General features: G+C 46.6%; 8 protein-coding genes. All 8 read left to right on the top strand.

The window, feature by feature from the left end; all coding sequences use genetic code 11:
- The first annotated feature begins 23 nt into the window (after window positions 1–23).
- Genes F3I09_RS10405 through F3I09_RS10370 form a run of 8 tightly spaced genes read left to right on the top strand, consistent with a single transcriptional unit; the run spans window position 24 to window position 14100 of the window.
- Window positions 24–2927, top strand: a complete 2904-nt coding sequence (locus tag F3I09_RS10405) for a SusC/RagA family TonB-linked outer membrane protein (RefSeq protein WP_149694987.1) — start codon at window positions 24–26, stop codon at window positions 2925–2927.
- Window positions 2927–4441, top strand: a complete 1515-nt coding sequence (locus F3I09_RS10400; protein ID WP_149694986.1) for a RagB/SusD family nutrient uptake outer membrane protein — start codon at window positions 2927–2929, stop codon at window positions 4439–4441. Before F3I09_RS10405 ends, F3I09_RS10400 begins: the two co-directional genes overlap by 1 nt.
- A gap of 17 nt (window positions 4442–4458) precedes the next feature.
- Window positions 4459–6039, top strand: coding sequence for a carbohydrate-binding protein (locus F3I09_RS10395; RefSeq protein ID WP_188133763.1), 1581 nt, complete (start codon window positions 4459–4461; stop codon window positions 6037–6039).
- Between the two features lie 13 nt (window positions 6040–6052).
- Window positions 6053–7093, top strand: a complete 1041-nt coding sequence (locus F3I09_RS10390; RefSeq protein WP_149694984.1) for a DUF5007 domain-containing protein — start codon at window positions 6053–6055, stop codon at window positions 7091–7093.
- 25 nt (window positions 7094–7118) lie between these two features.
- Window positions 7119–10250: a SusC/RagA family TonB-linked outer membrane protein gene (locus F3I09_RS10385; RefSeq protein ID WP_223233206.1), complete on the top strand. Its 3132-nt coding sequence runs from the start codon at window positions 7119–7121 to the stop codon at window positions 10248–10250.
- 19 nt (window positions 10251–10269) lie between these two features.
- Window positions 10270–11796, top strand: coding sequence for a RagB/SusD family nutrient uptake outer membrane protein (locus F3I09_RS10380; protein ID WP_188133762.1), 1527 nt, complete (start codon window positions 10270–10272; stop codon window positions 11794–11796).
- 10 nt (window positions 11797–11806) lie between these two features.
- Window positions 11807–12508, top strand: coding sequence for a hypothetical protein (locus tag F3I09_RS10375; RefSeq protein WP_149694981.1), 702 nt, complete (start codon window positions 11807–11809; stop codon window positions 12506–12508).
- 17 nt (window positions 12509–12525) lie between these two features.
- On the top strand, window positions 12526–14100 hold the full coding sequence (locus tag F3I09_RS10370; protein WP_149694980.1) for a DUF5008 domain-containing protein: 1575 nt from the start codon (window positions 12526–12528) through the stop codon (window positions 14098–14100).
- The last annotated feature ends 2 nt before the right edge of the window (window positions 14101–14102 follow it).

Here is a 14102-nt window from a genome sequence, read left to right as displayed (position 1 = left end):
GCCTATCTTAAATCATATACGTTATGCGTGTACTTGTACGGATCTTCATCACGTGCCTGGCTGTGTATTGCCCACAGTATGCCTTTTCACAGGATACGGTTAAACAATATCATCCGGTGGTGAGGGTGACAAAAGCGGATTCCATATCACCTGAACGTGAGCATATTTATCCTTATGCTTCATTACAACAACTATTAAAGGGAAATACTGCGGGGGTATACATACAAGAACCCAGTGGAGAGTCTGGAGGCTTTACCAGCATTGCTTTGAGGGGTACGGCTATCCCTTTCATTTCGAGCAAGGATATCTACGAATCACAGCCTACCATTGTACTGGATGGCATTCCACTTATCATGGATCATCCTTTCACTTTTGACATTCAGCTGTTTGGATATAATCATCTGGGGCCGGCTACCAACTTGTTATCCGCCATCGATATGAATAATATCGAGAAGATAGAAGTCGTGAAAGACTTTGGCAGAGCTGCATTATACGGGCCGCGTGCTGCGAATGGCGGTGTAATCCTCCTTACTACCAAAGCGCCTGTTACGGTCCGCCGGAAGATCAGTTTCAATACCTACTTTGGTATGGTACAACGGCCACATATCTATACGACGAACGCAAAGTTTGAAAATGATTTCCGTCAGCGGTTCTACGATAAATACGCTACCACTGAGCAATTGCAGACTTATCCGCTTTATTTGCGTGACTCTACGAATAATGCCTACTATGGGCCTTCCAACTGGACAGATCTTTATTTTAAGAACACACCTGTGTATGGCGTAAATGCCAGTCTTTCCAGTGGAACTGACAGGGCTAACTTCAGGTTTGCTGCCGGTAATCAGCGTTCCGCCAATACTGCAGACAATAGCAGGATGGACAGGTACAATGCTATGTTCGAGATCAACATGGTGCCGTTGCCGGGATTCACCGTATCCTCCATGATCAGCGCTTCAAGACTGGAAAGAACACGGAGCAGATGGCTGCGTGACAGATTTGCTGAAATGCAGTACCTGCCTGACCTGAGCAGCCCATTGCCACCTAATAAACAATACTATGGACAGTACCTGCATGAGTTCACCAAATCATTCGACGATAACAAAACCAACGAGATTAACGGGTATTTTAAGATCAATATAAAGCTGTCCAATAGTCTGCAGATCAATTCACAATTCGGTTTTGATTATAATGAAGGACTGAGAGATCTGTTCTATCCGAGCACTCTGCTGGAGACAGTGAACTATCTGTCTAACTATTTCGGGTATAATCAGCGGGTACTGTTCAATAATACCATCAGTTATGATCATACCTTTAAACAGAAGCATCGCGTGACTATTGAAGCTGGAGAAGGATTTCAGGCAGATTATCACAGGTATAATTATGCCTATGCCTACAAAGGCCCTAATGACCTGATCCGTATTAACCTGTTACATTCAGATAATACAAAAACAGAATACCTGTCGCCAAAATCGTTCGATCATGCATTGATCTTCTCTTTCCTTGACAAACAACGCGACCGCTTATTGTCTTTCTATGGCCGCGCTGCTTATTCCTATAATGATCAACTGGATTTCTCCGTACTGTTACGTGCAGACGGTTCTTCCAGCGCGCAGCCTGACAACTGGTGGTTATTTACTCCCACATTCACAGCAGGCTTGAATGTCAAAAATACCTGGTTAAAGGATAACCATACCATCAATGCATTAAAACTGCAAACCACCTGGGGAAGAGTAGGCAGGCTGATGCCGGACGACCGTTTTGGTGAAGGGCCACAATATACTTCCGACCTTTCATTCAGTAATAACCCCGTTCGCTTCTCCTACAACGGTTTTCCGGGCATCAGCCGTGGCTACTCTTCCGGTTATATCGGCTATGGCATCACATGGCCTTATACAGACCAGCTGAATGTAAATGTCAGTTCCGCATTACTGAACAATAAACTGCAGGTCTCCCTTGATCTTTACAACAAGACTGATCATAACATGCTGGTGGGTGTGCCTTTTTCGGCGGAATACGGCTATAACTTCCGCTACAAGAACGGAATGACAGTACGCAATCGTGGGATAGATCTTGCCCTGAAAGCAGCGGTATTGCCTGCAAAGAGCGCTATACAATGGGTGCCTGGCATCACGCTTAACTATAATAAGAACACATTACTTGCTTTACCGGACGGTCTGAAGGAACTGACTGTTGCCAATGGCAGCAAGCTGTTAAAGGTGGGTAATTCCATAGATCAATACTGGGTACTGGAGAATGAAGGCATCTATAACCGGGATGCAGACATTCCTACAAGCCAGGGAGAAGGGAAGCGCCTGAATTACAAAGGCATTCCTTTGATGGCGGGCGATCCCCGCTGGAAGGATATCAACGGCGATAATGTGATCGATGATAAGGATAAGGTGCTGAAGGGCCATGTATCACCTGTTATCTCCGGTGGTTTTAATAATGACTTCTACTGGAAAGGCTTTACGCTTGGCTTGTCCTTCTATTACGCACTTGGCAGAAAGGTGATGAATGCAGAAGTGGCAGATCGTTTTGACTTCATTAACAGGGAAGGGAAAATTGATATGAGTGCGGTGAAAGAGATCACATTCTGGAGCAAGGTGGGCAACTATGACAAGTACCCTTTATACAATCCCTGGAGCACGGTAGATGCCTACCGTATAGACCAGGACCTGTTCCTGGAAAATGGTTCCTTCCTGAAACTGCGTACACTGTCTTTGCAGTATGATGTGACCACTGCAAAGTGGTGGAACAAAAAAGGCAAGATCAATGGATTGGCGATCTATGCTACTGCGACAAATGTTTTTACGATTACGCCTTATACAGGGGGAGACCCTGAGCTGGTCGATTTCAATGGTTTTGATACTGGCTATTCCCTGCCATTATCCAGGACATATACAATAGGGTTAAAAATGGATCTCTGATGAAACGCTTATTCCTGATAACAATCATCTTCTATTGCACCACTTTTACCGGTTGCAAAAAACTGCTGGATATTAATTCTTCTCATGCTGTATCGGAGGAGAATTTCTGGAACTCGCATGAAGATACACGTACGGCGTTGGTAGCTGTTTATGGCCTCCTGCGGGCTGCCATGGCAGACAATAATGCCTGGTGGATGTATGGCGAATTGCGCAAGGGAGACTTTTATGCTTTGCAGCGGCAGGATATGAAAGCCATTATCCGTAATGATCTACGGGCAGCCTATCCCTTACTGGAATCATTGTCCAACTGGCGCCGTTTTTATGCTGTGATCAATGCTGCCAATATGTTCCTGGAGCATGTGGGCGAAGTAAAAGCACGCGATCCGAAATACTCTGAAGAGAATATGCGCGTGGATATTGCACAGATGCGTTGCATACGGGCATACGTTTATTTCTTCCTCGTATCTGTATGGGGAGATGTGCCGCTGATCACTTCATCACATGACGGTGAGTTTGCCAATAAACCAAGAGAAGATAAACAGACGGTACTCGCATTCGTGGAGAAAGAACTGGTGCAGTCTGCGGCAGATCTTCCATATAAATACAGCGCAGATGATCCGCAACAATCAGGTGCCTACTACAATGAAAGCAGCACCCGCTGGTTTGGCGTACTGGCACGTAAACATACGGCTTATGCTATCCTTGCTCATGTGGCCGCATGGCAGGGAAAGTATGTAGATGCATCTGTATATGGTCAGTTTGTACTGGACAATTATTCCAAAGGCGGCAGCTATTATGTTGGTACCGATGAACTGGTGAGCGGTAATGGTTTTTTCAAATGGAAGAAAGATAACCATATCCTTGCTTTCAATTTTGACTGGGGCCATGTGGATGCATCCTTCTCTGGTCACCTGGAAGAAATGACACTGGCAGAACCTGTTATCAATAAAGCACTACCGGATATCTATGTACCGAAAGACACTATACTTTCAGTGTTCGACCAGCCGGTGGATGAACGTTTCAGCCTTGATACACTAACCGGTGTGCCTACTTCCCAACGTTACTTCTCCAACTTCAACAGTCAGATCCCCATCTTCAGTAAGATAAAAGTGATACAGGATGGTAATACTTCTGATCCTTCTTTCAGGATATATTCCAGCACCATTGTTATTACCCGGCTTGAGAATATTGCATTGCTGCAGGCGGAAGCGTTGGCAGTAATCGGAGAGCAGCAGCGGGCCATTGATCTGCTGAACACCATCAGGGACCTGCGCAGGATAAAACGTTATGACAGTGCCAGGGAAGGCGACCTGATAGACGCCATTTTCAAAGAGCGGCGTAAAGAATTGATGGGAGAGGGCTGGCGCTGGTTTGATCTCATTCGCTACAACAAGATCAAACAGAATGATCCTGCTTTTATGGAGCTGATTGCCAAGGGTGGTATCTATTGGCCGGTGGCAGATGAGGTCATCAAACAAAATCCATTGATCACCCAGAATCCCTATTGGCAATGATAAAAACGATAAGATATATGATCAGCATAAAGAGGCTCCTGGTAGCAGGACTGGGAATACTGTTGTTATTCCCGGCTTGCAAAAAGGACAGTGGGTACTACAGTTATGAGAACCAGCTGAAGGAATTTGATGGTAGTACCCTCGAGTTCCTGCAAAGCGAACATCAATATGATTCCTTCCTGCTGGCAGTGGAAAGGGTACACCTGACGGATACATTGAAGTCTGGTTTGTATACCGTATTCGCTCCTACTGACGCCAGCTTCAAACAGGCGATTGAAAACATGAATACGCTCCGCACTATTCAGGGAAGGGCACATATGTTTATCAACACTATACCTTATGAGCAACTGGATACGCTCGTATGCCGCTACATTGTCAGGGATACATTTGCCTCCCGCACTATGGTGTTGCAGGATGGTATCGGACTGACAGCTATAAGGTATAACTATCCCATGCATGGTAAGTTCAATCGTACGGATGCGGAAGGCCACGTGAACGGCGGGCCTGGCGTGATCACCTTCAGTGACACGAAGGGCGTGATCTACACCAATCGCTGGAGTAACGCCAGCACAGTGGCTATTGACATTAAGACCAAAACAGGACTGGTGAATGTGCTGGATAAAGATCACATGTTCGGCTTTGATGAATTTATCCCGAGGATGAACCCTACTGTGTCTTCTCCGTGGAATGAATTTCCTTTCTACATACCCGGCGTAGTAGGACTGGAACAATTCAATCGCGGTGGTAATAAGGTTGCTTACCTGGATTTCTCCCTGAACAACCAGGGAGGACAATATCGTCCGGCCGACCAGGTAGATATTGCTACTGCCGGTGAAGCTGGCCTGAAAGTAGGCTGGACAGAAACAGGAGAGTGGATGGACTACACGGTTGAAGTAACAGAGACCGGTGAGTATGATATGACCTTGCGTTATGGTAGCGGTGGCAGTGATGGCAGGGTACACCTTGAGATGGATGGAAAGCCGATAGTGGGCAGTGCTCTGGTGATGCCGGGGACTGGCGGCTATGATACTTTCCGTGATATTACTACAACAATACAACTGACCGCAGGCCGCCATCTCATGAAGCTATACTTCGATTTCGCCAATTACGATCTGCGTTTCCTCAAGTTTTTACGTAAAGGTGCCCCGATGACTATCCCCGGTGTGATCACCCTGGAAGACTATGACAGCGGCGGTGAAGGGGTAGCTTATCATGATGACAACACAGGTAACAATGGTGGTAAATACCGTCCGAATGAAGGTGTGGACATCGACTTCGCTAAAAACGAAGGCGGCGGCTACCAGGTGGGCTGGACGGGTACGGGCGAATGGATGAACTACACAGTAGTGGTAAAAGAGACAGGATATTATAACACATACATACTCGCCGGTTCTGAAAGGAGTGATGGGGTTGTTCACCTTGAGTTTGACGGAGTGGATGTTACAGGCCAGCTGAAAATGCCTAACACTGGCAATTATCATAAAAGACAAAACGTCACCACCAGTGTCTATCTGACTAAAGGGACGCATGTGATGCGCTTTTTTGTAGATCACGAAGGGTTCGATGTGAAGTCTGTCACATTCCGGCCATTAAACTAAAACATTACTACCCATGCGACGACTTTTTATATTACTGTCTTTATCATTGTTGTTCTTCGCCTGCCGTAAATGGGCGGCAGACGATCTCGACTACCTCAGCAAGCGCGCGGTGTATAACCAGCGGGTATTCTCTCCTATACTGGGGCGGACCACTTTATATTCCCAGATCTTTAATACAGATAACTCTACAACCCCCATCAATTTCCGCATACTGAACGTAAGGTATAAGAAGGATGGTAAAGCTACCAATGATTTTGAACAGAAAGTAGAAGCACTGGTCTGGAAAGCGACTTATACCGGCGAGGAAAAATCACTGGCAGAGATAGAAGCCAAACGTGGTATAGAAACCCATTCTGTTTTTGAAGTCAGACAACAGTCAGGCGATTTTGTACTCTGGGCGGAAGCAAAGGGCATCTCCATGCGACAGCAACCTGACTCTGGTTATTTGTTCGATGTGGAAGCCTCCAATTCCGGTGGCACCAACATGTATAAAGACCTTTCCCTGATGCCATTCAAGGAACAAGCTTATGCGCCTTATGAGTATGATGCGATCACAGGCGCACATCGCGCGAATTATCCCAATCCTAATGATTCATCCATATTTGAGCTGATCTACAATCACCCGGGTGTATACAACATGATAGATGATGGCACCAATCTGCAATTGAAAGGCGATAGTGTCAGGGTATTCTTTCATCGCAAAGGAGACGGCAATTCTTTATCCTTCAAGTTCATGGATAAGGATTCCCTGCCTATCAATCCTGAGAAGTTCAATCTTACGCCCTGGGATTCCCTTTTACACGGCTTCAATAAACAGATGACGGCAACGGAGGTGAACTACCAGGTGGCTTATCCGATCCCCGTAATGCGCTTTAAAACAAGATATACGAATGGAGACGGCTCGCAGGCATATGTGAAGTTCAGCTTCAGCAGGCTGGGATTTGGGAATATCAGGGAAATCGGCGTACTGGACCTGAATTTCAATATTTATCAGAAAGGCGACTGGGAGATCATTTTCTATTTCCGGAATAATCCAAGGTTCAGGGATGAATGAGTTAACAACACAAAAAACTGTGACTATGCAATGTCTGCGTTTATATAAAATGATAGGACTGTTACTGTTGCTGCCGGTACTGGTGGCGCAGGCACAGGAGAAAATACAGGTGAAGGGCGTAGTAAGGGATGCCCAGACCAATGAACCGCTGGTGGGCGTAAGCATCATGGCGGGTACTCCGCCTAAAGCAGTAGGCGTTACTAATGCTTCAGGTGCTTTCAGTGTATCTGTTGTACCGGATGCTGCTTTGTTGTTCCGCTATATCGGCTTTTCAGATTATAAGTTTAAACTGAAAGACAAACGTGATCTGGTGATAAGGCTGGTGGTAACGGAGAATAAACTGAATGAAGCGGTCGTGATCGGTTACCAGAAGAAGACCAGGGAGGTTACCACAGGTTCTGCCGTGATCGTAAGCGGTAAGGAGCTGCAGGATATTCCTGTATCGAATGTGGAACAACTCTTACAGGGGCGCGTAGCAGGTCTGAATATTCAGAACAATACCGGTACACCGGGTGGCCGTGGTATCATACAAATCAGGGGTTTGTCCAATATCAGCGTTACCGGTAGTGGTAATGACGCCTTTCTTTCTCCCACGTCTCCGCTATATGTAATAGATGGGGTACCGGTAGAGGCAGATGCCAACTTTGAATATGGATATCAATCGGCGGGACCAGGCGTAAGCCCTTTATCACTGATTCCTCCGGAAGACATTGAAAGTATGGAGATCCTGAAAGACTCGCAGGCTACGGCCTTGTATGGATCAAGAGGCGCATATGGTGTGATCCTGATCACGACAAGGCGTGGTAGTTCTCCTATCCCCATAGTAAGATATACGGGTAACTTCTTCATCAATAACCCTCCTAAACTACGCCCTACCATAGGTGGTAAGGAAGAGAGAAGAATAAGGCTGGGAATGATCTATGGAGGAAATAACATGGAGGATATTTACAAGATCTCTAACCAGCCTTTCCTGGCGGATAGTCTGAATCCATATTACAACAACTCCACAGACTGGCAGAATGTTTTCTATGCTACTACTTACAACCAGACGCACAACGTGAATATCAGCGGTGGTGATCCTAAGTTTAACTATAAGGTAGACCTGGGGTACTATCATGAAAATGGGGTGATCCGCAATACAGGATTTGACCGTTATTCTATTAATACGAATATGCTGTATCAGCCTAATCCCAAATTCAGAGTGTTTACTACTTTGTCCACGCAGGTGGGTAGAAGGAATAAGGGCGATGGTAATGGCCTTACACAGAGCGGGGTATCGAGTAACGCGTCTGCCTCATCATTACTGCCGGGACCTTCTTTTTACCAAAGTACTGCCGGCGTGTTATCTGCATTGAACACCAGGAATGACAACAAAACGGGAAACGTGCGCAGCAGTCTTGATGTGAGCTATCAATTAATACAGGGCCTGAACCTTGGTTCCAGCGTGAGTTATGAATATGCTTCCAATACGGAAGACAGATTCACTCCTGCAGAGGCTCATAATGATTTCTCTCAGATCTATGCTTACAATGACCGGAAGTATACACTGTACAACCGCAATACGATATCATATAACTATATCCTGAATACAAACCATAATTTCTTCATTTCTGCTTTTAACGAATTCTATAACCGCGGTTTCCAGGCACAGGTGATTCAGCAGGAAAAAACGCCGAATAACCAATACGAAGGACCGCTCGGTTATGATGGATATGCTTCCCGCGGAGGAGGTCTCCTGGATAACTACAGCAAACAGCACGTGGCCTCCTTTGCAGGAACATTTTCCTACAACTACAAGCAGAAGTATGTAGTGGATTTCAGTTACCGTATGGATGGCACATCCAGCAGCGGTTTTGAGGATCCATACTCCAAGAACCCCGCCATTGGTATCCGTTGGAACTTCAACAAGGAACCGGGTCTGAGCAGCAGTAAATGGCTGACCTATGGATCACTGCGTGGTAGCTGGGGGCAGAACATTGTACCTACCGGTGATATCTTTTCCATCTACGGTACCTATGATCCACGAGGTACTTATAATGCGAATCCCCGCTTAGGCATTAACTTCGGCCAGCTGCCCAATACCTATCTGCAGCCCACTGCCACGACACAGTATAACTTTGGTTTTGAGGCAGGGTTCTTTGACAGCAGGTTAGAGGTGATCTTCGACGGATACTATAAAACCGTGAAGAACCTGCTGCGTACCAAATCATTGTCCAATATTACCGGCTTCAATGAGATCACTACTAATGAAACTTCACTGATCAACTACGGATATGAGCTGACCTTCACCTTCCGTCCGTTGCCACGTACGAGTGCGGTACAGTGGACCATTTCACTCAATGGCGCCTTGAACAAAGACGTGCTGACCAGTCTTCCGAACGGCGCAAGACAACTGGTGCAATATGACAATTCGACTAGTCAGCATACATTGTTCCGTGTGGGACGTAACAGTCTTACCAACTATCTGCTGAAGACGGAGGGCGTTTACGCCACCGATGCGGATGTGCCTGTAGATCCTGCTACCGGTCAACGTTTCCGTACCGCAAATGGTACTTACTTTAAAGCAGGAGATCCTATCTGGAAAGATGTGGATGGTAACTACATCCTGGATGGAAATGATTATGTGCCTGCCGGTAATTCACAACCGCTGATCACTGGTGGTATACAGTCTTACGTGAACTGGAAGAACTTCTCTCTCAACATCAGCACTTCTTTCACGCTCATCAGGGATATCCTGAATAACGCATTCGCAGAGAGAATGCAGTTCCTGGGAGATCCTTATAATAAGAAAGCGATGGTCGATTTCAGTGATGTCGACTACTGGAAAGGGCAGGGGTCCACTGCGAAATATCCTAATCCTTTTGACTACAAACGCTACAACGACATCAGGCCTTACCGCTATGATCAGACGCTGATACAGGAAGATGGCTCGTACTTCAAGGTGAATACCATGACGCTGGCTTACCTGGTGAACAGGAAGTTTACAAGCCGTTACAGCATCAACTCTGTCCGTATGTACCTGTCTGCCAATAACCTGATCACCTTCTCGCCGTATAGCGGCCCTAATCCGGAGAACGTATCTGCTCTGGGGCGCGATCAGTCAGGAGGTTATCCGATTGCCCGTAGTTACAACTTCGGGATGAATGTTGAATTCTAATGTCTTTAAAAGTATTGCTATGCTCCGGAGGTTTATTTATATCACTGCCTGTTTACTGCTTTGCAGTCAGTACGGGTGTAAGAAGTTCCTGAATGTGGAGCCGCTGGACCGGCTTTCAGGGAACACGTTCTTCAAATCAGCGAAAGATGTAGAAGATAATATATGGGATATCTATGGCCTGTTCAGGGATGCTTCAGGTTCCTGTCCGCTGTTTGCCCTGGCGGGGGAAGCAAGGGGGGGGATGCTGGCCATGTCGCCGAAGGGGGACGGGTCTGACAGGACCTTCGTGGAATATGTAGCCAAAAATGACCTGATACCGGTTATTTACAGGCCGGCAGGAAAAGATTTCTGGGACATCTTCGATCTCTATATGCTGGCAGACTGGAAGCCTTTCTATCGCGTGATACAGGCCTGTAATATCCTTATCTATGAAGTGGACAGAAGGGCTATACCCGACCTGGACGAGGCCCGTAAAAAGACTTATAAAGCAGAAGCCACCTTTATGCGCTGTCTTTCCTATTTCATCATGGTAAGGCTATGGGGAGATGTGGTGTACTACACAGATGCTTATCACCAGGCGCCATTACCGAGGGAGAAAATGGTGACAGTAATGAACAATTGTATTGCAGACCTGACAGCGGTATTGGAAGCGTTGCCCTGGAGCTTTACGGAGCCTGCTTACCAGGGTGCCCGTACCAGTCGGGGATCTGCTATCGGACTGTTGATGGAAATGCATATGTGGAATGCCGGTTTCGATAAAGCAAACGCACAAAATCATTATCAGACTACAGCTGATCTGGGTGATGAACTGATGAAAAGCGGCGCTTATATGCTATTGCCGATAGAAGAGTCATTTACCATCTTCAAAGGCCGTTCAAGGGAAAGCCTGTTTGATATCGTGATCAGCTCCAACTATGGAGAAGGACTGGCAGAGAAATGGAATGACCTTTCCGAGCTGGTGGTGCATTACCCGTATAAACGTCCTGCCTGGAACCACCAGTATAGCTTCTGTTACTTCCGTGCAGAGTATCTGCGGCGCCTGTATCCATCGGGTGTGCCCGATGCCAGGATCCAGATGTGGTTCGACTCACAGATGTTTGCCAACGATGGCACTTTCATGTTTCTCAAGTATAACAGCCTTTACGAGCAGGGTAATTCGGACGTGAATGTGGATAACAACCTCATTGTATTGCGGTATGCCGGCGCCATCCTGCTGAGAGCAGAAGCATTGGCAGAACTGGGACAGACAGATGAAGCCATCCGTTTGATGAACATGATCAGGCAGCGTGCAAAGACGACGTTATACCAGGGAGGAACAGGCCAGGCACTGAAGGACGCCATTTTTACGGAAAGGGCAAAAGAGCTGATGATGGAAGGTCACTATTATTTTGATGTGGTGCGTACCGGCAGGGTGACGAACCAGCAATGGTGTTACTATCCGCTTACACAGGCGCAGTTCGATAACGGTGGCTGGACATGGCCTATCAATACTGCTGCGCTGGATAACAATCCCTATATGCAACTGAACAATTATTGGTTAAGATAAAATAATACTTATGCGGACAATACTGTGCTTTATGGCTGCCCTCTTACTGGGTTTGTGCGCCTGTAATAAAGATAAATACTATCAGGATTCCGGTACCCACGATCCTGTTTTTAAAGGAACTACACTGGACTACCTGGACGCTGTACCTTTCTATTTTGATACCGTGGCTACGATTGTAAGACTGGCGGGTATGGAAGAGGTTTTTAACAGTGATACGCTTACTTTCTTCGCGCCGACTGACAGAAGTGTGCTGCGTTTGATGAGGTCCCTTAATTATGACCTGTACCGTTTAGGGCATGATACTGTCAAAGCGCTGTCGGACGTACCAAAGGAGATCTGGTTTAAATACCTGCAGCGGTATATGTTTCATGGCAGTAATGAACTGAAGGATTATCCTCAGATAGATTATAACCTGCTGAATACCTATCCGGGGCAAGGGTTCCTGTCATGGAATGGCTCGCCTATGAACATTGGCGTTGTGTATAATGATGATAACGGTGTGAAGTATGTGGGGTACCGGCAGCTCTCCATTGCCTGCATCCCGGATCCTGCAAGGCCCAGGGAGAACTGGATCATTGATTATGTGGCCTCCTGTAATATCACTACTTACAACGGGGTCGTCCATACATTGACGGATGATCATTACTATTTCGGATTCCAGGGAGATCTCTTCATTGCAGACATGATCTCTGTAATGGAAAACGGAGGTTAATAAAAAGCGTGTATCACATGAGAATAATATCAATGGCAGCGCTGTTAATGATGCTTTTCGTAACAGCCTGTAAAAAAGATAAAGCGTACGATGATCCTTATGCCGGGGGAAAAGAACCGCTGGGAGTAACGCTAAGTACGGAAATACCCAATCCGTCAGAAGCTGCGCCGGGTACTGTGATCACCTTTAAAGGTAAGGGGCTCATGAAATACAGGGATTCCCTGCTGTTCAACTTTAACGGAGAGGCCGCAGAGATCGTAAAAGTGGATTCTACCGGCATACAGGTGAAAGTACCTGTTACTGCCAGTACTGGTGTGACTTCTGTGACTATCGGCGATCAGATCTTCTTCGGCCCCCTTTTCAAAGTAAGAGGCAACCTGGATATCGACAACAACTATAAAGTAGTGGTAGGCGCCAACAGCTGGGTGAGCGATGTATATCGCTTTGCTGACGGAAGGATATTGCTGGTAGGCGATTTCCTGGACTATGAACGTAAAGGCATAGTAAGACCTATCAGCAGGATAGTGTTGACTTCCCGCGATGGGGAAATGGACCGCAGCCTGCAGTCGGGAAGAGGAGCTGATGGTTCGCTGAACAGTATAGGGGTATTGCCCAGTGGTAAGCTGGTGGTAGGCGGCAGCTTTGCTTCCTACGACATCCATCAGGCAGAGATCCATAACATCACCGTATTGAATAGTAACGGTTCTATTGACTCTATGAGTGTGAACACTTTTACTGACAAGGATACAGTGCCTTCTTTCAATGGCGGTACAGACGGGAGGATTAACCGGGTCTTTGTATATAATAATCGTATTACCGCCATTGGTGGTTTCAACTACTACCTGCGGTTTGTATATGGGAAATCAGATTATCTGCAGGAAAGAGATTCACTCGTTACCGATAGTATACTGGTCCGCCAGCTGATACGCTTTTATCCTGACGGCACCCTGGATTCCTCTTTCAACTATGACCTGGCGCGTCACAGGAGTTTTGATGGCCCTAATGGTCCTATCAGCGACGCTTATCAGCAGGCTGACGGGAAGATCATCATTGTAGGTCGTTTTACACGCTATAACGGGCAACCGGCGCCCTATATAGCACGTCTGAACCTGGATGGCAGTCTGGACCCCGGCTTTGGTGGCAGTGGTGCTGACAACGATATTATTTCCATCCGTTATAATGAAACCACACAACGCTTCGTGCTGGCGGGCAACTTTGATAAGTTCGATGGTACTGCGCACAGCGGGTTAGTGATGTTACGGACGGACGGTACGCCTGATGAACAATTCATCGCTGCACAGAGGGCAAGTAATGAAAGTTATTACTGTGCACAGCAGCTGAGTAACGGACTGGTAGTTGTGAATGGGAATTTCACCCGCTATGATAACGTGCACCGCAGTGGGTTCATGGTGTTGGACAGAACGGCCAAACTGGCGCAGGGATATAACAATACCGCTGATTTTTCAGGCGTCCTGCTTAGGGTATTTGAAACCATCAATACCTCCGGACAAACGCAGGCCCTCATTATGGGAAGATTTAGCCGCTTTAATAATAAAGAGATCAGTAATGTAGTCCGCCTGTTATTCAAATGATA

Origin of the sequence: Chitinophaga sp. CF418 (assembly GCF_900142925.1) — a bacterium.
In the GTDB taxonomy this organism is placed as follows: domain Bacteria; phylum Bacteroidota; class Bacteroidia; order Chitinophagales; family Chitinophagaceae; genus Chitinophaga.
This window is presented reverse-complemented; position numbering and strand designations above follow the sequence as displayed.

Excerpts from the sequence above, each read along its gene's own strand:
- F3I09_RS10370 (WP_149694980.1), top strand. The coding sequence starts at position 12,526 with ATGAGAATAATATCAATGGCAGCGCTGTTAATGATGCTTTTCGTAACA.
- F3I09_RS10380 (WP_188133762.1), top strand. The coding sequence starts at position 10,270 with ATGCTCCGGAGGTTTATTTATATCACTGCCTGTTTACTGCTTTGCAGT.
- F3I09_RS10390 (WP_149694984.1), top strand. The coding sequence starts at position 6,053 with ATGCGACGACTTTTTATATTACTGTCTTTATCATTGTTGTTCTTCGCC.
- F3I09_RS10385 (WP_223233206.1), top strand. The coding sequence starts at position 7,119 with ATGCAATGTCTGCGTTTATATAAAATGATAGGACTGTTACTGTTGCTG.
- F3I09_RS10395 (WP_188133763.1), top strand. The coding sequence starts at position 4,459 with ATGATCAGCATAAAGAGGCTCCTGGTAGCAGGACTGGGAATACTGTTG.
- F3I09_RS10405 (WP_149694987.1), top strand. The coding sequence starts at position 24 with ATGCGTGTACTTGTACGGATCTTCATCACGTGCCTGGCTGTGTATTGC.
- F3I09_RS10375 (WP_149694981.1), top strand. The coding sequence starts at position 11,807 with ATGCGGACAATACTGTGCTTTATGGCTGCCCTCTTACTGGGTTTGTGC.
- F3I09_RS10400 (WP_149694986.1), top strand. The coding sequence starts at position 2,927 with ATGAAACGCTTATTCCTGATAACAATCATCTTCTATTGCACCACTTTT.